Genomic DNA, 20,578 nt, shown 5'->3' with positions numbered 1-20,578 from the left:
TGCGGGGGACGGGTCATCACCACGACGTCAGGCGGACGACTGTCCCGCGGTGTCCAGCACTTCCAGCGCTTTCCAGGTGGCCGCCGCGGCCTTTTGCTCGGCTTCCTTCTTGGAGCGCCCCACCCCGGAGCCGTATTCGGTGTCCATCACGACGACGACGGCGGTGAATTCCTTGTCGTGGTCCGGGCCGGTGGAGGTGACGACGTAGGACGGCGCACCCATGCCGCGTGCCGCGGTCAGCTCCTGCAGGCTGGTCTTCCAGTCCAGCCCGGCGCCCAGGGTCGGCGCGGCGTCCAGCAGCGCGCCGAACAACCGCAGGATCACTTCGCGGGCCTTGTCGATGCCGTGCTGCAGGTAGATGGCGCCCAGCAGCGATTCCATGCCGTCGGCCAGGATGCTCGACTTGTCCGCGCCGCCGGTGTTGGCTTCCCCGCGCCCGAGGTAGAGGTGAACGCCCAGGCCGTCCGCGGACAGCTTGCGCGCGACATCGGCCAGCGCCTGAGTGTTGACGACGCTGGCCCGCAGCTTGGCCAGGTCGCCTTCCGAACGGTCGGGATGCCGATGGTAGAGCTCGTCGGTGACGGTCAGGCCGAGCACCGCGTCACCGAGGAATTCCAGGCGTTCGTTGGTCGGGAGCCCGCCGTGCTCGTAGGCGTAGCTGCGGTGCGTCAACGCGAGCGAGAGCAGTTCGTCGGGCAGCTCGACCCCGAGGGCATCGAGCAGGTCTTGCCGTGACGTCACTGCTCACCCCGCGGCGGCTCGGGGAACATTCCCGCCAGCTTGGCCCACCGCGGGTCGATGCGGTCGTGCTGATGGTCCGGCTCGGTCGCGAGGGCAACACCGCATTCGGGGCACAGCCCGGGGCAGTCGGGCGTGCACAGGGGTGCGAACGGCAGCTCCAGTCCGACGGCGTCGACGATCGACTGCTCGAGGTCGATGATGTCGTCGACGATGTGACCAACCTCGTCTTCCTCGGTGGTCGCCTCGGTCGTGCTGTCGGGGTAGGCGAACAGTTCGGTCAACCGGACCTGCACGTGCCCCTTGACCGGGGTCAGGCAACGGGAGCATTCGCCGGCGGTCGGCGCATCCACCGTGCCCGTCACCAATACGCCCTCGGAGACCGACTGAACTTGCAGGTCGAGTTCCAACGGAGCGCCCGCCTCGATCGCGATCATGTCCAGCCCGATGCGCGACGGCGCGGGTACAGCCTTCCGCAGGGTCACCATCGCCCCGGGGCGCCGCCCGAGCCGGGCGATGTCAATCGTCATCGGCGAGCTCAGATGGCGCTGCGAGGTGGTGCTGTGCTGCCGCGTCATATCAGAAATCCTACGGCCCGAACCGCATATTTCCAGGGCGCGGCGGCCCGGTTGACGCGCTAGCGCACCGCGTAGTCGTGCGTACCGGCCGCCGTCCGGAGTTGGTGACGACCGCGCCCGACCGAGCGCAGGGTGCCGTTGAGGAATTCCTCGAACTCGGCGAGCTTGTTGTCGACGTAGATGTCGCATTCACCGCGCAACCGATCGGCCTCGGCGTGCGCCGAGTCGATGAGGCGGGTGGCCTCGGCATTGGCCGCCTCCACCACGCTGTTCTGCGACACCAGGCGCTGCTGCTCCTTGATGCCCTCCTGCACGGCCTTCTCGTAGGAGATGTTGCCGTTCTCGAGCAGCCGGTCGGCCTCGGCCTGCGCCCGGCCGACGCTGGCCTCGTACTCGCGTTTGGCCGCCGTGGCGATGCGCATCGACTCCTCGCGCGCCTCGCCGACCATCCGCTCGCTGTGCTGGCGCGCCTCGCTCACCATGCGGTCGGCCTGCGCTTTCGCGTCAGACAACAGCCGGTCGGCCTCCGCGCGGGCGTGGTTGAGCATCGACTCCGACTCGGTGGTCGCCGAAGAAACCATGGAGTCGGCGTGCGACTTGGCGTCCTGCAGCATCGAGTCGCGCGCGTCGAGCACGTCCTGGGCGTCATCCAGCTCGCCGGGGATCGCATCCTTGATGTCGTCGATCAGTTCCAGCACGTCACCGCGCGGCACCACGCAGCCGGCCGTCATCGGAACGCCGCGTGCTTCTTCAACGATGGCGCTCAATTCGTCGAGCGCTTCAAAGACTCTGTACACGGCCATTTCCTCCTGGCGTCTGCAAAAACGTGTTGTTACCAGTGTGCCTGGTGTTGCCTTTGTGACAGCGGTGGCGAGGCGGTGTGTCGGACATTTGGCCGCGACAACGACGCAAAACACCGCAGAAACCCCGCCGCGGACTCGTGGTCATCGGTGAAATGCATCGAAACGCCCGTCCGTGCCGCCAAGTTTGGCCGCACCTGTTGCGGCCATTCTAGGGATCGCGGTGGCCCGAGGCGCTGGCCAGCGCACTTCGCAGCGCTTGACCAATACCCCGGGGGGGTATAAGTTTGGGGGCCCAGCCAACCGACGGGGAGGATGAGAACTCGTGCTAGCAGCGGTCGGACACGCCTTGGCGGTGGCGGGGTCTATGACGTGGGAGATCCTCTGGGCGCTGATCCTGGGCTTTGCCCTTTCGGCGGTGGTGCAGGCGGTGGTGCGGCGCTCGACCATCGTGGCGCTGCTGGGCGACGACCGACCCCGCACCCTGGCGCTGGCCGCCGGCCTCGGCGCGGCATCGTCGTCATGCTCGTACGCCGCGGTGGCGTTGGCCCGATCCCTCTTCCGCAAAGGCGCCAGCTTCACCGCAGCCATGGCATTCGAGATCGGTTCCACCAACCTGGTGGTGGAACCGGGCATCATCCTGGCCCTGCTGATGGGCTGGCAGTTCACCGCCGCGGAGTTCGTCGGGGGCCCGCTGATGATCGTGGTGCTCGCCGTCTTGTTCCGGCTGTTCGTGCGCTCGCGCCTCATCGATGCCGCCCGCGAGCAGGCCGACCGCGGGATCGCCGGCTCGATGGAAGGCCATGCCGCCATGGACATGTCCATCAAGAAGCAGGGCCCGTTCGCTCGCCGGCTGTTTTCCGCGGAGGGCTTCACCTCCGTCTCACACGTCTTCGCGATGGAGTGGTTGGCGATCCTGCGCGACCTCGTGCTGGGCTTGTTGATCGCGGGGGCCATCGCGGCCTGGGTGCCCGAAAAGTTCTGGCAGGTCTTCTTTTTGGCCGACCACCCCGGATGGTCGGCGATTTGGGGACCCCTGGTGGGACCGATCGTGGCCATCGCGTCGTTCGTCTGCTCGATCGGCAATGTCCCGTTGGCGGCGGTGCTGTGGAACGGGGGCATCAGTTTCGGCGGCGTGATCGCGTTCATTTACGCCGACCTGCTGATCGTGCCGATCCTGAACATCTACCGCAAGTACTACGGCACCAGGATGATGCTGACGCTGCTGGGCACGTTCTACGCCGCCATGGTCGCCGCGGGCTATCTGGTCGAGTTGCTCTTCGGCGCAACGAGTCTCATTCCGAAACAGCGCAACGCCACGGTAATGGAAGCGACGATTTCGTGGAACTATACGACCTGGCTGAACATCGCCTTCCTTGCCGTCGCGGCCATTCTGGTGGTCCGGTTCGTCGCGACGGGCGGAGTCCCGATGGCGCGGATGATGGGCGGCTCCCCCGACGGTGGGCACGACCACGATCACGAGTGCCACTAGCTGTCGGCGCAAAGCGATTGCGCGAGTGTGCGTTTGCGGTGCAAAGCTTCAGGAGCGGCCGGCAAGCTTTTCGCGCAGGCGGCGATTGACCGGTTCGGGCAGTAGTTCCGAGACGTCGCCGCCCAACAGCGCGACCTCTTTGGCCAACGACGACGACACGAACGAATACCGGGGCGTCGTCGCGACGAAAAACGTGTCGACGCCGGCGATGTGCTTGTTCATCTGCGCCATCTGCAGCTCGTATTCGAAGTCGGTACCGGTGCGCAGGCCTTTCACAATGGCGGTCATCCCCTGCGACCTGACGAAGTCGACTACCAGGCCCTGCCCGGCCTCGACGCGCAGGTTGGGCAGATGCGTCGTCGACTCGTTGATCATCGCGATCCGCTCGTCGAGCTCAAACATCCCCTTCTTGGCGGGATTGGTCAGGATCGCCACCACCACCTCGTCGAACTGAGCCGCCGCCCGCTCGAAGACGTCGATGTGGCCCAACGTCACCGGATCAAACGACCCCGGGCATACCGCGCCACTCATGACGACAGACGGTACACGCCCGCCTCACAGTCGTTCGGCCATCTCCAAACGGGTGTCGCCATACACGCGCGGCGACCACACGGACCAGCCGGCCGGCCAGGTCAGCGGCGCGCCGGACGCCGGCCGCTCCACCACCGCCACGGTTCCGGCCTCTGCCCAGCCGTGGGCGTCCAAAGCGGCCAGCGCGGCTTCCACCTCGGCGGCCTCCACGCCGTAGGGCGGGTCGGCCAGAACGAGGTCGACCGGGCTCTCGGTCCCGGCCGCCAGGACGGTCGCGACCGCGCCGCGGCGGACTGCCGCGCCGGGCAAACCGAGCGCGTCGATGTTGCGTGCGATGACAGAAGCGCTGCGCTGATCCGATTCCACGAACAGCGCCGAGGCGGCGCCACGCGACAGCGCCTCCAATCCGAGTGCGCCCGAACCGGCATATAGGTCGAGCACCGCGACGCCGTTCAGTTCACGCCGCACGGTCAGGATGTTGAAAAGCGACTCACGCACGCGGTCGGTGGTCGGCCTGGTCCCTCGCGGCGGGACGGCGATGCGCCGGCCGCCCGCCACGCCGCCGATGATCCGGGTCACCCGCCAACACTTACAGCAACGTCGACCAATAGTCCCAAAACCGCGCCATGATCAGCAGAAACACCGCGGTGAACCACAGCGCGGCGATGGACCACCGCCATTGGTACAGCACCCATGCCACACCGCGTCCCCGGCGTTGCAGCGCCGGCCGGAACACAATCGACGCAACGACCACCAGCAGCGTCATGGTGGCCGCCCAGACCACCATGCAGTACGGGCACAAGGCGCCGATGCTGTACAGGCTTTCGTAGATCAGCCAGTGCACGAACCCCGCCCCGATCACCAGCCCGATCGTCAATCCGATCCAATACCATTGCGGCAAAGGCACTTTGGTCACGGCCAGCAACCCGGTGACGACGACTACGGTGAACGCCCCAAGGCCCAGCAGCGGATTGGGAAATCCCAGCACCGAAGCCTGCGGCGTGACCATCACCGAACCGCACGACAGGATCGGGTTGAAGTTGCACGACGGCACGTATGCCGGGTTGAGCAAAAGGTCGATCTTCTCCACGGTCAGCGTCGCGGAGGCCACCAAACCGATCACACCGGCGATCAGCACCCACCACGCGCTCGGCACCGGCACGCGCGCTTCGGGACCCGATTCCGGTGTCAGGCCGGCGGTTTGGGCTGACACCGGGGTGGTCACGTCGCCGCGGGGGTCGCGGCGCCGTCGATGCCCGGCACGTCGCCCACGATGCTCTTGATCTTCGCGACCAGCGCATCAGGCGTTGACGGGTCGTAATCGTCGCCGTTGATCTTGATGGTCGGCGTTGCGTTGATCTTCGCGGCCGCCGCCTCCCCCGTGACCTTGGCGATGTACTTGCCGCTGTTGATGCAATCGGGCACCTTGCCCACGACGCCGGCCTCGCGCGCGAGCTCGATCAACCGGGCGTTGTCGGGAAAGCTGGTGCCGCGTTCGCTGGGCTGGAGGTCGGTGGTGTAGAGCGCGGTGTGGAATCGGCGGAACGCGTCAATGGACTCGTCGGCCACGCACAGGGCCGCGGCGCCCGCCCGCGACGAATAATTCTGGTTCCTGGAGTTGTCGAGGATCGACACCATGGAGTAGTCGGCCGCAATGGCCCCGACGTCGATGAGCTTGGACACCGTCGGGCCGAAGGTGCGCTCGAAGTTGCCGCAGGCCGGGCAGAGGAAGTCCTCGTAGAACGTGACCACGGCCTTGGGGTTGCTCGTCCCGGGCTCGGTGACCAGCTTGCTCGACGTCACCCGCACCGTGTCGCCCGCGCCGATGGCTGCGGTCTTCTTGTGGTGCGTGACCACGATGTAGGAGACCAGCGCGACGAGGAAGATGACGACGACGGCGGTCCCGCCGATCTGAACGAGTCGGCCCGATTTACCGTCGGCGGCCTTCATGTCAAAGCGCGGGGGGCGTTTGGATTTGTCGGCCACAGTCTCCGTGATCCTTCGGTGCTCGGGGTGTCGTTCGTTGGTGGACGTCACTCGTTCGTGGGCGCCTCTAGATTACCGGCGGCGACCGCACAAAAGGTCAGACCCGGCTCAGGTGGGCCCGCAGCGCGGAAATCAACTCGGTGGTCGCGGACGCGCTACCGCCGCCGAGCTGGAACAGATTGGCGAAGCCGTGCGTCAGCGACCCCATGCACCGGAGATCGACGGCGGTCCCGGCGGCCTGCAGGGCCATCGCGTAGCTCTCGCCTTCGTCGCGCAATGGGTCGAAACCGGCGACCGCGATCAGCGCGGGCGCCAGCCCGGCCAGCGATTCGGCCAGCAGCGGCGAAACCTGCGGGTCCGCCCGGTCGATGCCCGAACGCCTGAGGTACTGCGACTCGAACCAATCGATGTCGCGCTTGGTCAGCAGGAATCCGCGGGCGAACAGGCCCATCGAACGGGTCTGCGCGGTGAAGTCGGTCCGCGGGTAGATCAGCCACTGCAGCACGGGGGCGGGGTCACCCTGGTCGCGCGCCCGTTGGCAGACGACGGCGGCCAGGTTGCCGCCCGCACTGTCGCCGCCGACCGCGACCCGGCCGGGCGCGGCGCCGAGTTCCCCGGCGTACTCGTATGCCCACCTGAAAGCGGCGTACGCGTCCTCGATCGCGGCCGGCGCCGGATGCTCGGGAGCCAGCCGGTAGTCGATCGACAGCACGTGGATGCCGGCGTCACGGCACGTCAGCCGGCACAGCGCGTCGTAGGAGTCCAGATCACCGATCGACCATCCGCCGCCGTGGTAGAAGACCAGCACGGGCGCGGACGCGCCGTTGGGGGGGCGGTAGTGCCGCGCCGGGATCTCGCCGGCGGGCCCGGGCAGCGATAGCTCCTCGACGTCGACGTGGATCTGCGGCCCGGGAAGCTCGAGCGACAGCTGGCGCATCTGAGCGCGCGACGCGCCCGGGTCGTCGTCGACGACCAGGCCGTCGATGCCGACGGCGCGCAGACCGGAGAGCATCAGCTGAAGCGTGGGGTCCAGCGTGTTGCCGTCGATGGTCACCGAGCGGCCACCGAACAACGCGCGCTTGGCGGGGGTCGGGATCCAGGGAATGACCTTGACACCGATCGTGGAGACCGCGCCCTGCATGCGACTGGCCAGGCGCATGGGCGTGTGCTTCACACCAAGGTGCAGGTCCGGCGCTGGCACGCTCTTGGTCATGGATACTCCCTCGAATAAAACGTCGTAACGCTCGACGACCGACGGGTGTCCGCTGCCCGCCGAACAGTGCCGTTGATGCCGGGCGCTGCACGACCGATAGGACGGTTGCCGGTTCCGGTGCGCCGTGTGACCAACACTACGGGTGACGATTATGCGAAACGCGGACCAGGTCCGTTATCACTGCGCCCCTCCGCGGTGTTTGACGAGGTGGTACTTTGCAGCCCGGTAATATCGCGCCGATGGAATGGCGTCGATCTTCTCGCTCGATGACGACATCCGGTTTGGTCCACGAACGTTCAATTTCATAGGCAGGTGAATACATTGGCTGGCGAATCGGGCGTTGCCGTGCCCTCCATAGCTCTTAATGACGAAAACACGATGCCCGTCCTTGGTCTCGGCGTCGCGGATTTGTCGGAGGACGAGACCGAGCGCGCGGTCTCGGCTGCGCTGGAGATGGGTTGCCGGCTGATCGACACCGCCTCGGCCTACGGCAACGAAGCGGCCGTGGGCCGCGCGATCGCGGCCTCCGGGATTCCGCGTGCCGAACTATTCGTCACCACCAAACTCGCCACCGCCGACCACGGGTTCCTGCGATCCATGGAGGCCTGCAAGGAGAGCCTGGAGCGGCTGGGGCTCGATTATCTCGACCTGTACCTGATCCACTGGCCGGTCCCGTCACGCGGCGAGTACGTGAATTCCTTTGGCGGGCTGATCCAGTGCCGCGGGGACGGGCTCGCGCGTTCAATCGGCGTCTCGAACTTCACCGACGTTCACGTGACGGACGTCATCGACCTGAGCTTTGTGACCCCGGTCGTCAACCAGGTCGAGTTGCACCCGCTGCTCAACCAGGAAGCGCTGCGCAAGACCAACGCCGAACACAACGTGGTTACGCAGGCCTACACACCGCTCGCGCTCGGCAAGTTGAACGACAACCCGACGGTGACGTCCGTTGCCGGCGAGTACGGCAAGACGCCGGCGCAGGTGCTGCTGCGGTGGAACCTGCAGCTGGGCAACGCGGTCGTCTTCCGGTCCGCCAATCCCGAGCACATCGCCGGGAACCTCGACGTGTTCGACTTCGAGTTGGCCGCCGAGCACATGGACGCCATCAACGGGCTCAACGACGGCACCCGGCTGCGCCCGGATCCGAACACCTACGACGGCACCTGACCTAGCCCGCCGGGCAGGTGGCGGCCGCCTGCCGCAATACCGGAGTCGACGGCTGGTCCACCGGTATCGAATAGCCGCGCAGCACGGCGATGAACTGCATGGCGTACTGACAGGCGAAGGCGGCATTCGGCGGCATCCACAGCGCCGGCGGCGCGTCGCCCTTGTCCTGATTGGCCTGTCCCTGGACGGCCAGCAGGTTGGCCGGATCGTTGGCGAAACGCAGCCGCTCGCCCGCCGGCCAGGCATAGGCGCCCATGTCCCACGCGTAGGCGAGCGGGACGATGTGGTCGATCTGCACCGCCTCGCCGACCTTGGCGCCGCGCTGAAACGCGATGGTTGTGTTGGTATACGGGTCGTGCAGGGTGCCGGTGGCCACCGCGTCCGGACACCGCTTGGTCGACACATACGTCTTGTCGACGAGGTCGCGGTTGAGGATGTCGTCGCGGGTGTCGCAGCCGTTGTGCCCCAGCGGGGCGTCGTTGTCGTCGTCCCACGCATCGCCGAACGCCGCCCTGCGGTAGTCGTACCGGTGTGCGCGCAGCGGTAGCACCGCGATGCCCGCGAGCACGTCGGTGCCGGGTTGCACTGTGGGAACGTCGGCGCGCGCAGCGTATTCGGCGGCGTGCCTGGCGGTCGAGGATCCGACCGTCTGGTAGGCCACCAGCAGAGCGAGCGCCGCGACCGCGGACAACCACAGCAGCACCTTGCGGTTCACAAGTGCCACTCCTCCTCATCGCTACGCTCTGCATCGTCGCCGGCGGTCATGACTTGTCCAGGTATTCGATCCGGTCAGTGGTTACGAAAGGCGCTGCCAGCAAAGCCAATTCGGGGTTGGCCGGATTATCGGCATAGGCTCGCACGCAGAAGTCGCGCGCGGCCTCGATGACGTCGCGGTGGTCGGCCAACGAGAGCAAGCGCAGATTGATCGCGCGACCGGACTGGTTGCGGCCCAAGACGTCGCCCTCCCGGCGCTCCTTGAGGTCCAGGTCGGCGAGCGCGAACCCATCCAAGGTGTCGGCGACGGCGGAAAGCCGCCGGCCCGCCGGTGACTCCGGCGAAACCCAGCTGGCAAGCAGGCACAGGCTGGGATGCTGGCCGCGGCCGATGCGGCCGCGCAGCTGATGCAGCTGGCTGATGCCGAAGCGGTCGGCGTCCATCACGAGCATCACCGTGGCGTTGGGAACGTCCACGCCAACCTCGATGACCGTGGTGCACACCAGCACATCGATCTCACCGGCCCGAAAGGCCGCCATCGCGGCGTCCTTCTCGTCGGCGGACAACCGCCCGTGCATCATCCCAAGACGCAGGTTGGCCAGCTCGCCGGAACGCAGCCGGGCGTAGAGACCCTCGGCGGTCTCCGACGGTCTGACGTTCTGCTCCTGCTTCTCCGAATCGTCGGTCTCGTCGATCCGCGGCGCCACCACGTAGGCCTGACGCCCGGCGGCGACCTCTTCGATGATGCGCCGCCAGGCCCGCTCGAGCCACGCGGGCTTGTCCTTGACGAAGATGACGTTGCTGGTGATCGGCTGTCGTCCGCGCGGAAGCTCGCGCAGCGTCGAGGTTTCCAGGTCGCCGTAGACGGTCAACGCGACCGTGCGCGGTATCGGTGTCGCCGTCATCACCAGCAGGTGCGGGGTGACGCCGGGACGGGCCTTGACGCGCAACTGGTCTCGCTGTTCGACACCGAACCGGTGTTGCTCGTCGACCACCACCATGCCCAGGTTGTGGAATTCCACCGCGTCCTGCAACAGCGCATGCGTGCCGACGACGATCCCCACCTGACCGCTTGCCACCTCGTCACGGACTTGCTTCTTCTGCGCCGCCGTCATCGAACCGGTGAGCAGCGCGACCCGGGTCGCGTTGTCCGCGCCGCCGAGCTGGCCCGCCATCGCCAATGGGCCGAGCACGTGATTGATCGACCGCAAGTGTTGGGCGGCAAGGACTTCCGTGGGGGCAAGCAACGCGCACTGATAACCGGCGTCGACAAGCTGCAGCATGGCCAGCACCGCGATGATGGTCTTGCCCGAACCGACCTCACCCTGGAGCAGGCGGTTCATCGGCCGGGTGGCCGACAGCTCCTGCGCGAACACGTCGAGCACGTCGCGTTGTCCCGCGGTGAGCTCAAACGGCAACCGCCGCAACAGTTCTGCGGACAGGCCGTCGGGGCGCGGTGGTGCCGGGGGCCCCGATTCCGACAGCTCGCTGTGCCGCCGGGCGACCAGCGCCCACTGCAATCCGATGGCTTCGTCGAAGGTCAGGCGCTCCCGCGCCCGCCTCCGCGCCGCCTCGTCTTCCGCCAAATGGATGTCGCGCAACGCCCGGTCTTCGGAGACCAGGCCGTAACGGCCGCGCAGGTCGGCGGGCAGCGGGTCGTCCACCGGATCCAGGACGTCGAGTACTTGGCGCACGCACCGGAAGATGTCCCAGCTCTGCAACTTCGTGGTCGCCGGATAGATCGGAAAGAAGGCTCGCTCGAAGGCCGCCATCTGCACCTCGCCGGTGGTGGCTTGCGAGGCTATGGCGATGTTCTTCAGGGAGCTGGTGCCGCGGTTCTTGCCGTCCGGGGAGTCGAGGATGAGGAACGCCGGGTGCGTCAGCTGCATCACGTTTTTGAAGAATCCGACCTCCCCGGAGAGCATCACCTTGGTGCCTTCGGTCAGGTCCTTCTTCAGATAGTTCGCGTTGAAGAACGTCGCGGTCACCTTGTTGCGGCCGGCGCCGAGGGTGATGCGGTGGCAGACCCTCTTCGGGGTCTTCTTCATCGGCCAGGTCTTGGTTTCGATGATCGTGTCGACGATGGTGATGTGTTCGCCGGCCGGCGGGCGTTGATCGTCCGCGTCCCACCGGGTCGCGCCCTCGGTGTAGCTGCGCGGATAGTGGCGCAGCAGATCATCGACGGTCCGGATGCCGAACTCCTCGTCGAGTTGGTCGGCGGCCTTGGCGCCCACCACGAAGTCCAGCCGGTCGCCCAGCGCCGCCACGGCTACTCGACCCCGATCAAAAGCGCATCACCGCGATGGCCGGTGCGGTAGGTGATGAGTTCGGTTCCCGGGTGATGGTCGTGCATGTGTTTTTCCAGGATGTCGCCCACGGCCGCGGCGTTCTGTTCGGTGTCGATCTCGGCGCCGACCAGCACCGTCACCAGGTCGCCGCCGGAGGCCAGCAACAGGTCGAGCAGGCCGATGGCGGCCGCGGTCGCGTCGGCGGCCACGATCAACACCTCGTCCCCCGCGATTCCCAGGCCGTCGCCCGGCTGGCAGCGGCCCGCCCAGGTCAACGCGCTCTCGGTGGCGATGCGCACGGATGCGTGCCGGGCCGCACCGGCGGCGCGGGCCATCGTGTAGCCGTCGTCCACCGCCTGCCGACCGGTTTCGTGCACGGCCAGCGCGGCCAGCCCCTGCACCATCGACCCCGTCGGGATCGGCACGACGTCGATACCCCACCCGATGGCCGCGGTGCACCCGGCCACCAGCTCCTCGGCGGGCACGTAGCCGTTGGGCAGCACCATGACCTGCGCGGCACCGGTGTCGACCACCGCCCGCATCAGCTGGTGGGCGCTGATGTTGGTGACCGGTTCGCCCGCGGCCGCGTCGCGCTGCAGCACACAGGCGCCCTCGCCGCCGAACAGCTCGGCGGCACCGTCGCCGTCGACCACGGCCAACACCGCCCGTTCCCGTGTCCAGCCGCCGGCCGGCAGCCCGGTGCCGCCGGAGCTCAACGCAGAGATCACGATGCGGCTCAGCCGCCCCGCCTCCAGCCCCGCCTCGACGGCGGCGCCGGCGTCGTCGGTGTGCACGTGCACCGAGTAGGTGCAGTCGGCCGACGACGGCGCGGCGGCGATGCCCACGGAGTCGCCCAGTTCCCCGAGCCGGTCGCGCAGCGCGTCCGCCGCGGCCGGATCGCATCCGTCCAGCCGGTACATCACCTCGAACTGCGGTGCCGGCCGCTCGGCGGCGCCTTCCGGTTGCGGTGCCCGCGGCGTCAACTCGTAGACGGTTCGGGCGGGCGCCTGGCCCGTGACCGTGGTGCGCAGGGCGTCCAGCAGCACCAGCAGGCCCCGCCCGCCGGCGTCCACCGCACCGGCGTCGGCGAGCACGTCGAGCTGTTCGGGTGTCTTCTCCAGCGCCACGACCGCCGCATCGCCGGCGGCGATGATCGCCGGGGCGAGCCCTTCCCCGGCCTGGGCGCACTCCCCGACCGCGTCCGCCGCGGCCCGCAGCACCGAGACGATGGTCCCCGGGACCTCGTCCCCGCCCATCGATGCGATCACCAGGTCCACGCCGCGCCGCAACGACGCCCCGAGGACGTCGGCAGCCATGTGGGGCAGCTCACCGCCGGAATCGGCGGCCGCGAGAGCGGTGACGTCGGCGATCCCCCGCAGGATCTGGGACAAGATCACGCCGGAATTGCCCCGGGCGCCGTTGAGCGCACCGGCCGACATCGCCGCGGCGGTCCTGGCGACGCAGGCCGAGCCGCCCTCGGCATTGATGCCCGCGTTGGCCTCGGCCAGCGCCGAGCGCATGGTGAACAGCATGTTCGCGCCAGTGTCGGAATCGGCAACCGGGAAGACATTGAGCCGGTTGATCTCATCGATGTGGGTGATCAGGTCGCTGACGGCGGTGTGCGCCCAGTCCCGCAAGGTGATCGCGTCCAGCAGACGCTCCGACGGTCCCAGTGTTACCCACCTCCTCGACACCCAGCTCCCGGTGGGCGCCAGCGTAGCCCGGCGGCCCGGGCAACGGGCGCCCGTGACCACCACCCGCCGGCGGGGCGATCCGACCCATTGAGCCTAGCCAGACCGGGCGACAGCGGCGGCGATCGTTTTGGTGGTTGCCAGGACAATCGGTATCCTGGTTGGGCCCGGCCATCCCGGGCTGTCCCGGCCACGTGTGAGACCGCCGAGCCGGACCCCCGAGATTTGAGGAGCTTGAACCATGGCCGCTGTGTGCGACATCTGCGGGAAAGGCCCCGGCTTCGGTAAGTCGGTGTCGCACTCCCACCGCCGCACCAGCCGTCGGTGGGACCCCAACGTCCAGACCGTGCACGTTGTCACCCGACCGGGCGGCAACAAGCAGCGCCTGAACGTCTGCACGTCCTGCATCAAGGCCGGCAAGGTCGTCCGGGGCTAGGGGCGCTGCCGCGGACGCGGCAGCAACATCCCAGCCGGGCGCAGGCGGGTCGCCACCATCGGGCTAGACCGCAGCTACATCACGACGTGCCCGGCGTCCACGGGTATCGACACGCCCGTCACGTAGCGGGCGCGGGGGCCGACCAGCCACAACACCGCTTCCGTCACGTCCTGCGACTCGACCAGCGGCACGTCGGGCAGCAGCATCTGCGAGACGGCCGGGTTCGGGTTCTCCAGCATTCGGTTGACGACGAAGTCGTTGAGGATCATCGGCGTCATGACACCGCTCGGATGCACCGAGTTGACCCGAATCTTGTGCGGCGCATAGGCATTGGCCGCTGACCGCATCAACCCCACCACCCCGTGCTTGGACGCGGCGTAGGCGAACATCGCCGCGCTGCCGTCGCCGCCCCGGCCGGTCAGCCCCTGCGACGAGCTGACCAGCACGATCGACCCGCCCTGCCCCTTGCGGATGACCGAAGGGACCGTCGCCAACAACGTGTGCCACACGCCTTTGAGGTTGGTGTCGACGATCGTGTTGAACACGGGCTCGGAATGGGCTTCCGGGTCGCCGATCGCCACCACTCCGGCGTTGGCGATGACGATGTCCACCTCGCCGATGTCGTCGATTCCGCTTTGCACCGCGGCCTCGAGCTGCGGCAGGTCGCGGACGTCGGCGACGACGGGCGCCACCTTGCGGCCCGTGGCTTCGACCAGCCGCGCGGTCTCGTCGAGATCCGATTTGGTCCCCAGCGGGTACGGAATCGCGTCGATGTCGGCGCAGATGTCCACCGCGATGATGTCGGCGCCCTGTTCGGCCAGGGCGACGGCGTGACTGCGGCCCTGGCCGCGCGCCGCACCGGTGATGACGGCGACCTTGTTGTCGAGTTCTCCCATGGCTATACCTCCAGCTTCGTGCCGGTTTGTTGTTCGGCGAAGGCCACCAGGCGAGCGGCCGTGTCATAGTCGCAGGCCACCGGTGACCGGCCGATCAGCACCGGCCCGCCGCGCAGCCCGAACCTGCCGGTGACCCCGACGTAGCTGCCCGGGGGCACCGGTTCGCTGATGCAGTACAGCGTGGGTGCCGCCCCCTCGTCGATGTCGTTGGCCAGCCGGTCGGCCACGACCTTGACCGCTTTGTGGGCCGCCGCCATCACTGGCGAGTCGCCGAGCTGCGACAGATTCGAGGCGACCCATCCCGGGTGCGTGAGCTGCGTGACGATCGGCGACCCGGCGGCGCGCAACCGGCGGTCCAGCTCCAATCCCCACAGCATGACCGCGAGCTTCGACTGCGCGTACGCGCCCAGCCGGGTCCATTTGTGCCGGCGCAGGTGCAAGTCGTCCATGTGTAGCGTCGCCGACCGGTGCGCGTCGGAGCCGACGTTGATGATCTGCGTGCGCACTCTGGGCAGCAGCAGGTTGGTCAGGGCGAACGGTCCGAGCAGGTTGGTGCCCAGCGTCATCTCGAATCCGTCGACCGTATCGGTGCGGCGGTCGGTCAGCGCGCCGGCGTTGTTGATCAAAATGTCGATGTCGTCGTCGATCGACTTCGCGAAGGCGCGCACCGACGATTGGTCGGCGAGGTCGACCCTGGCCACCGACGTCGAGCCGCCCATCTCGGCGGCGCGTTGCTCGCCCAGCTCGGTGTTGCGCACCGCCAGGATCACGTGCGCGCCGGCTTTGGCCAGGGCACGGGCGGTGCCCAGCCCGACGCCGTTGGTCGCTCCGGTCACGACGATTCGCTTGCCGGTCAGGTTGCCGAGTCGGCTCGGCGTCCAAGGTAACGTCACGGCGATCAAGAGTAATGGTCGGTTCTATGTAAATTGGACCGGCTCTGCCACCATTGTTCGCGGAAGCGGAGGAGACGGGTGTAAAGGTGATTCCACATGAGTGACAGCGCAACCGAGATCACCAACCTCATCTACACCTACGCCGAGCTTCTCGACGGTGGCGACCTGGACGGCGTGGCCCGGCTTTTCGAGCACGGCCGCATCTGCGGCGTGGAGGACGGTCCACCGGAGACGGTGTTCGCCGGGGCCGCCCGGGTGCGCGAGATGTACGAGATGGCCACGCGCATCTACCCCGATGGCACCCCCAAGACCAAGCACAACACCACCAACGTGCAGCTGCACATCGACGAGGCCGAAGGGACCGCCCGCAGCACGTCCTACTACTGCGTCACGCAGGCCACCCCCGACCTGCCGCTCCAGGTGATCGTGACCGGGCACTACAAGGACACGTTTGCGCGGGTGGACGGCGCCTGGCGGTTCGACAGCCGCACCATGTTCATCGATCAGGTCGGCGACGTCAGCCAGCATCTGAAGTTCTGATCACGTTGTGTACCAAGCATTTTGAGCAGTGCATCGGAGGAACGGCGCATGCGTGACGACCCCGTCGCGACGATATCCCAACACGAACAGGAACTGGCCGCCCTGGACCTGATCGAGCACCCGACCGTCAAGGCCGCCTATCGGACGGTGGCCGAGACCTGGCTGGGTCGCGCCAAGGCATCCGACGCGATGCGGGAACGGTTCGACGACGCGTTCGCCGAGGTGATGTTCTCGGCGGCGGTGTGGTCGTCCAACCAGGACAAGCTGCGGCCCAAAGTCAGCTGCATCACCCGGCTGGCGCACCCCGTCGACGGACGGCGCATCCCCGGATCACGCTGGGGCATCGACAATCCGGACAGCGTGTACCGGGTGATCCCGATCTCGGGTGACGAACGCTACGAAATCCACGGCTGGGTGGGCGAGCACCGCATGACAGAAAACTACTTCACGCTCTGGGATGCCCACATGGGCACCGTCGACGTGTTGAACGGACGCACCATGCGCGTCGACTCCGACGGCAGCTTCACCATCACGGTGGACGCCGATCCCGCGGGCGGGCGGCCCAATCACGTGCAGACCTCCCCCGCGGCGCACGAGTTCTACATCCGGGATGTGCTGCTGGACTGGGGCCGCGACGACCCCAATCACCTTGAGGTGCAACGGCTCGGGGGGCCACCGGCGACACCGGCGCGCACGCTCGACGAGCAGGCCGAGGCCACCGCGGCGATGATGGACTACTTCGCCAACTTCACCGGCAAGCTCAGCCACGGCGTGTACAAGATGCCTGCCAACCACTTCGACCTGGCCTGGTCGGCCGACAAGGTCGGCGCGATGCGCAACCAGGTCTACGTCATGGGTCGTTTCGACCTCGCGCCCGACGAGGCGTTCGTGGTGGACCTCAATGACGGTGGCGCCGAGTACTTCACGGTGCCGCTGAGCAACATCTGGGGCACCACGCTGAACATCCTCGACCGCACCGGCAGCCTCAACAAGGCGCAATCGGTCGCCAACGAGGACGGCAGCTACACCTACGTGATCGCGCCCGCCGATCCCGGCGTGGCCAACTGGATAGACTCCGACGGTCTGCGCGAGGGCATCTTGACCCTGCGCATGGCGGAATTCGGCGAGGCGGGCCCGCGCGAAGACCTCGGGGCCCGCGGGCGGGTGGTCAAGCTGGACCGGCTCGAAACCGAGGTGCCCCACCTGCCCCGGGTGAGCCCGCAGGAACGGGCCGCGCAGCTCGCCGCGCGGCGGACCGCGTATCTGCGCCGCCTGCCGGAAGGGTCGGCCTGATGTCGCGCTGGCTGATCACCGGATGCTCCACCGGATTCGGCCGCGAAATCGCCCGCGCCGCACTGGAAGCCGGCCACAGCGTGGTGGTGACCGCGCGCCGCGCCGACTCGGTGCGCGACTTCGCCGACGAGTTCCGAGACCGGGCGCTCGCCGTCGCGCTCGACGTGACGGACCCCGGGCAGATCGCGGCGGCCGTGTCGGCGGCCGACGTGGCGTTCGGCGGCATCGACGTCCTGGTCAACAACGCCGGTCACGGCTACCTGTCCGCGGTGGAGGAGGGCGAGGACGCCGAGGTCCGAAAGCTGTTCGAGGTCAACTACTTCGGCGCGGTCAATATGATCAAGGCGGTGCTGCCGGCCATGCGTGCCCGCGGCTCCGGGCACATCATCAACATGTCGTCGATGACCGGTCTGGTGGCCAACCCGCCCAATGCGTACTACTCGTCGACGAAGTTCGCGCTGGAGGCGATCACCGAGGCGCTGGCCACCGAGGTGCGGCCGCTCGGGATAAAGGTGACCGCCATCGAGCCGGGCGCCTTCCGCACCGATTGGGCCACGCGGTCGATGAAGGAGTCGGGCACCCCGATAGCCGATTACGCCGACGTGGCGGCCCGCAAGGACTTGATAAAGCAATTCGCCGATCACCTCCCCGGTGATCCCAAGAAGGTCGCCGAGGCGGTGCTGATGGTGACCACGCTCGACGAGCCACCGCTGCGGCTGCTGTTGGGCCGCGACGTGCTCAAGGCCATGCGCGACAAGATCACCGCGCTGTCGTTGTCGATCGAAGAGTGGAAAGCCGTGACCAAGGACGTCAACTTCGAAGGTTCGTGAGTCACTCGTCGAGGAACACGGCGTGCCGGTCCACGGGGTCTCGCCCGATGTGCAGGTTGTTGGCGGGAAAGTCGGGGTCGGAGTAGCCGATCGATAGGCCGCACAGGATGTTCATCTCCGGCGGGATCTCGAGCTGCTCGCGCACGACGTCGGGATAACCGGCGATGGCCACCTGCACGCAGGTGCCCAATCCGCGTGCGGTCAACGCCAGCAACAACGTCTGCAGGAACATGCCGACACCCATGCTGTCGGCGTAGCCGAGGTCGCGGTGCATGCACACGATGCCGCCCAGCGGTGCGCGGAAGAACTCCCAGTTGCGCAGCACGGCGATGCGCCGGGCCTCGCTGTCGTGGCGCGCGATGCCCATCGAGCCGTAAACCTGTGCGCCCGTGTCGCTCCGGAAGTGAGCGAACGCGGCGGGCAGTTGCGGGACGCGGGGCGGTTCGGCGCGGGCCTTCTCCAGCATGGCGGCTACCAACCGTTCGCGGGCCGCGCCGGAGACGAACACCATGTGCCACGGCTGCACGTTCGAATTCGACGGCGCGCGCATGGCCAGCTCCAGCGATTCCTGCACCAGGTGGCGCGGTACCGGGTCGGGCAGAAAGAGGCGCGTCGAATGCCGTTGCCGAATGGTGTCTTCGAGGTCGTACATGACTTCATGGTGTCAGAGCCTGTCGTCGCGATTGCGAGCGCACGCGGCCCCAGACGCTCAGGGCGTCAATCGGGTTCCTCGTCGTCTTGGTCGCGGAGGAATCGTTCGGGGTGGTGGTAGCTGTTGGTGCGGGGTTGTCCTCGGTCGAGGTGAGGTGGTGGGAGCCATTCGGTTTCGCCGCGGGAGTTGGTGCGGGTGGTCCAGCCTTGTTCGGCGAGGCGGTTGTCGGGGCCGCAGGCCAAGGTGAGGTCGTCGATGTCGGTACGCCGGGTGGTGGTCCAGCCGGTGATGTGGTGGACCTGGCTGTGGTAGGCGGGGGCATCACACCCGGGTTTGGTGCAGCCACGATCCTTGCCGTAGAGCATGATGCGCTGCGCGGGGGAGGCGATTCGTTTGGTGTGATGCAGCGCCAGTGATTTGGCGCCATCGAAGATGGCGAGGTAGTGGTGGGCGTGGCCGGCCCAGCGGATCACATCGCTCATGGGCACCAGGGTGCCGCCGGCGGTCAGGGCCTTGCCGGCGGCGGCCTCCAGGTCCTGCAGCGTGGTGGTGACCACGATCGAGACCGGCAACCCGTTGTGCTGGCCGAGTTTTCCCGAAGCCAACAGGCCGCGCAGACCGGCGAGGAACGCGTCGTGGTTGCGCTGCGCTGTCGAGCGGGTGTCGCGGCGCACCGTGTCCTCATCGGGGGTGGCATCGACCACCGGAGTCTCATCCTCGGGATTGCACGCCCCGGGGGCGGCCAGTTTGGCCAGCATGGCCTCGATGGCGGCGCGTAGCTCCGGGGTGATCAGCCCGCTCAGGCGCGACATGCCGTCGATCTCCTGGGCGCCCAGGGTGATGCCGCGTTTGCGGGCCCGCTCGGCGTCGCTGAATTCCCCGTCGGGGTGCAGCCAATCCAGGACCCGCCCGGCGTATTTGGCCAACTCGTCGGGCCGATACCCGGCGGCCTTGCCGGCCAGGTCGGCCTCGGCGGCCTGGCGGGTCAACACGTCCACCGCGGCGGGCAGCTGGGCAAAAAAACTCCGGATCACCTTGACGTGGCTATCACCGATGACCCCGTCACGTTGGCCGGCCGCGGTGGCGCTCAACAGCGGCGCCAGCCGCTGGCCGGTCAACCCCCGGCGCTGTCCGAGGTCGGCGGCTTCGGCGATACGCCGGGCGGCCTCGCCCTTGGTGATGCGCAACCGATCAGCCAACCCCACCCGCAGCGAGCCGCCCAACTCTGCGGGGCTGGCGTGGGCGTCGAGCTGGTTGATCAACGCGTGCTGCGGAGCGCGCAACCGGCGATACACCCGCTCCAGGCGCTCCAGGGCGCGCAGCCGCTCCGGGGTGGTCAGCACGTCAAAAGACAGCTCGCACAACCGGTCCACGTCATGGTCGAGCGCGTCGAACACCTCGACGATCTCCTCACGACCACTGACACCCATACCGCAAACCCTACGAACACCCACCGACAAAAACGGCCGCGTCGTGACCAAAGAAACCCAAGTGACACAAGGGATTACGCATTAAGCGCAAGGCCGAACAGGGCCCGCCCTAGTCTCGAACGACGATGACCGTCTTGCCGGGCCGCCGGCCCGGGCGGCCGCCGCTTTCGAACGCCTCGCGCCCCCGCTCGAGCGGGAACGTCTCGGCGATCTGCACCCGCAGCTGTCCGCTGTCGACCAGCGACGCCAACTCGGCCAGCTGATCCCGATTCGGTGTGACGATGAAAAAGATTGCCGCGACGCCATATTCGTCGGCGGCGCCCGCGGGCGGGGGCGCCGACAGGGTGACCAGCCGCCCACCCGGGCGGAGCACCGGAAACGATCGCTCCAACGTCTCACCGCCGACGGTG

General features: G+C 67.7%; 22 protein-coding genes. 6 read left to right on the top strand and 16 right to left on the bottom strand.

From position 1 onward, the window contains the following. Positions 1 to 27 precede the first annotated feature (27 nt). The 3 genes from rnc to sepIVA are packed head-to-tail and all read right to left on the bottom strand — an operon-like array spanning position 28 to position 2,113. Entirely contained in the window at positions 28 to 741 is a 714-nt protein-coding gene (rnc, locus tag A5711_RS25325; protein ID WP_067951333.1) for a ribonuclease III, read from the bottom strand. Then, positions 738 to 1,316, bottom strand: coding sequence for a DUF177 domain-containing protein (locus A5711_RS25320; protein WP_197520865.1), 579 nt, complete (start codon positions 1,314 to 1,316; stop codon positions 738 to 740). Before A5711_RS25320 ends, rnc begins: the two co-directional genes overlap by 4 nt. A gap of 59 nt (positions 1,317 to 1,375) precedes the next feature. Continuing rightward, positions 1,376 to 2,113, bottom strand: coding sequence for a cell division protein SepIVA (gene sepIVA, locus A5711_RS25315; protein WP_066952700.1), 738 nt, complete (start codon positions 2,111 to 2,113; stop codon positions 1,376 to 1,378). Between the two features lie 328 nt (positions 2,114 to 2,441). On the opposite strand from sepIVA, the gene A5711_RS25310 reads away from it, so the two are divergent. Next, positions 2,442 to 3,608, top strand: a complete 1,167-nt coding sequence (locus A5711_RS25310; protein ID WP_082975847.1) for a permease — start codon at positions 2,442 to 2,444, stop codon at positions 3,606 to 3,608. A gap of 48 nt (positions 3,609 to 3,656) precedes the next feature. Here A5711_RS25310 and coaD read toward each other — a convergent pair whose 3' ends face one another. The 5 genes from coaD to A5711_RS25285 all read right to left on the bottom strand — a co-directional run bounded on the left by coaD (position 3,657) and on the right by A5711_RS25285 (position 7,338). Further along, positions 3,657 to 4,139: a pantetheine-phosphate adenylyltransferase gene (coaD, locus tag A5711_RS25305; protein ID WP_066952547.1), complete on the bottom strand. Its 483-nt coding sequence runs from the start codon at positions 4,137 to 4,139 to the stop codon at positions 3,657 to 3,659. Positions 4,140 to 4,163: 24 nt separating this feature from the next. Then, entirely contained in the window at positions 4,164 to 4,718 is a 555-nt protein-coding gene (gene rsmD, locus A5711_RS25300) for a 16S rRNA (guanine(966)-N(2))-methyltransferase RsmD (RefSeq protein ID WP_067951330.1), read from the bottom strand. Between the two features lie 10 nt (positions 4,719 to 4,728). Continuing rightward, on the bottom strand, positions 4,729 to 5,352 hold the full coding sequence (locus A5711_RS25295; RefSeq protein WP_197501011.1) for a vitamin K epoxide reductase family protein: 624 nt from the start codon (positions 5,350 to 5,352) through the stop codon (positions 4,729 to 4,731). Positions 5,353 to 5,360: 8 nt separating this feature from the next. Then, on the bottom strand, positions 5,361 to 6,125 hold the full coding sequence (locus A5711_RS25290; RefSeq protein ID WP_067951346.1) for a DsbA family protein: 765 nt from the start codon (positions 6,123 to 6,125) through the stop codon (positions 5,361 to 5,363). Between the two features lie 97 nt (positions 6,126 to 6,222). After that, positions 6,223 to 7,338 carry an alpha/beta hydrolase gene (locus tag A5711_RS25285; RefSeq protein ID WP_067951327.1) on the bottom strand — a complete coding sequence of 372 codons (1,116 nt, stop codon included), beginning with the start codon at positions 7,336 to 7,338 and terminating at the stop codon, positions 6,223 to 6,225. Between the two features lie 321 nt (positions 7,339 to 7,659). Here A5711_RS25285 and A5711_RS25280 point away from each other — a divergent pair, with 321 nt between their 5' ends. Further along, a complete protein-coding gene (locus tag A5711_RS25280) occupies positions 7,660 to 8,505 on the top strand; it encodes an aldo/keto reductase (RefSeq protein ID WP_156673308.1) in 846 nt (281 codons plus the stop codon). Position 8,506: 1 nt separating this feature from the next. Here A5711_RS25280 and A5711_RS25275 read toward each other — a convergent pair whose 3' ends face one another. From A5711_RS25275 to A5711_RS25265, 3 genes are read right to left on the bottom strand one after another with little or no spacing between them, the layout of a single operon-like run. After that, entirely contained in the window at positions 8,507 to 9,220 is a 714-nt protein-coding gene (locus A5711_RS25275; RefSeq protein WP_067951323.1) for an HNH endonuclease family protein, read from the bottom strand. 46 nt (positions 9,221 to 9,266) lie between these two features. After that, positions 9,267 to 11,486, bottom strand: coding sequence for an ATP-dependent DNA helicase RecG (gene recG / locus A5711_RS25270; protein WP_067951322.1), 2,220 nt, complete (start codon positions 11,484 to 11,486; stop codon positions 9,267 to 9,269). Positions 11,487 to 11,488: 2 nt separating this feature from the next. Then, complete coding sequence (locus A5711_RS25265; protein WP_067951345.1) at positions 11,489 to 13,180, bottom strand: DAK2 domain-containing protein; 1,692 nt, start codon at positions 13,178 to 13,180, stop codon at positions 11,489 to 11,491. A gap of 259 nt (positions 13,181 to 13,439) precedes the next feature. On the opposite strand from A5711_RS25265, the gene rpmB reads away from it, so the two are divergent. Beyond that, complete coding sequence (gene rpmB / locus A5711_RS25260) at positions 13,440 to 13,634, top strand: 50S ribosomal protein L28 (protein ID WP_046185726.1); 195 nt, start codon at positions 13,440 to 13,442, stop codon at positions 13,632 to 13,634. Between the two features lie 74 nt (positions 13,635 to 13,708). Here rpmB and A5711_RS25255 read toward each other — a convergent pair whose 3' ends face one another. Together A5711_RS25255 and A5711_RS25250 are read right to left on the bottom strand one after the other, a co-directional pair. Beyond that, positions 13,709 to 14,530, bottom strand: coding sequence for a mycofactocin-coupled SDR family oxidoreductase (locus A5711_RS25255; RefSeq protein WP_067951320.1), 822 nt, complete (start codon positions 14,528 to 14,530; stop codon positions 13,709 to 13,711). 2 nt (positions 14,531 to 14,532) lie between these two features. Continuing rightward, positions 14,533 to 15,423 carry an SDR family NAD(P)-dependent oxidoreductase gene (locus A5711_RS25250; RefSeq protein ID WP_067951343.1) on the bottom strand — a complete coding sequence of 297 codons (891 nt, stop codon included), beginning with the start codon at positions 15,421 to 15,423 and terminating at the stop codon, positions 14,533 to 14,535. Positions 15,424 to 15,519: 96 nt separating this feature from the next. Here A5711_RS25250 and A5711_RS25245 point away from each other — a divergent pair, with 96 nt between their 5' ends. Genes A5711_RS25245 through A5711_RS25235 form a run of 3 tightly spaced genes read left to right on the top strand, consistent with a single transcriptional unit; the run spans position 15,520 to position 18,086 of the window. After that, on the top strand, positions 15,520 to 15,963 hold the full coding sequence (locus tag A5711_RS25245) for a nuclear transport factor 2 family protein (protein WP_067951319.1): 444 nt from the start codon (positions 15,520 to 15,522) through the stop codon (positions 15,961 to 15,963). A gap of 48 nt (positions 15,964 to 16,011) precedes the next feature. Then, positions 16,012 to 17,256: a DUF1214 domain-containing protein gene (locus A5711_RS25240; RefSeq protein ID WP_067951317.1), complete on the top strand. Its 1,245-nt coding sequence runs from the start codon at positions 16,012 to 16,014 to the stop codon at positions 17,254 to 17,256. Continuing rightward, entirely contained in the window at positions 17,256 to 18,086 is an 831-nt protein-coding gene (locus A5711_RS25235) for an oxidoreductase (protein ID WP_067951315.1), read from the top strand. The genes A5711_RS25240 and A5711_RS25235 overlap by 1 nt, the downstream gene beginning before the upstream one ends. Position 18,087: 1 nt before the next feature. On the opposite strand, the gene A5711_RS25230 is transcribed toward A5711_RS25235, so the two are convergent. The 3 genes from A5711_RS25230 to A5711_RS25220 form a co-directional block, all read right to left on the bottom strand. After that, positions 18,088 to 18,738 carry a nitroreductase gene (locus A5711_RS25230; protein WP_067951313.1) on the bottom strand — a complete coding sequence of 217 codons (651 nt, stop codon included), beginning with the start codon at positions 18,736 to 18,738 and terminating at the stop codon, positions 18,088 to 18,090. A 65-nt stretch (positions 18,739 to 18,803) separates the two neighbouring features. Beyond that, positions 18,804 to 20,168, bottom strand: a complete 1,365-nt coding sequence (locus A5711_RS25225) for an HNH endonuclease signature motif containing protein (protein WP_067951312.1) — start codon at positions 20,166 to 20,168, stop codon at positions 18,804 to 18,806. A gap of 109 nt (positions 20,169 to 20,277) precedes the next feature. Next, positions 20,278 to 20,578: zinc-binding dehydrogenase (locus A5711_RS25220; RefSeq protein WP_156745050.1), on the bottom strand; the 301-nt coding region annotated here is incomplete at its 5' end.

Source organism: Mycobacterium sp. E2238 (assembly GCF_001672665.1).
Lineage (GTDB): Bacteria > Actinomycetota > Actinomycetes > Mycobacteriales > Mycobacteriaceae > Mycobacterium.
The sequence above is the reverse complement of the archived record's forward strand: the minus strand, read 5'-3'. Positions and strand labels throughout refer to the sequence as shown.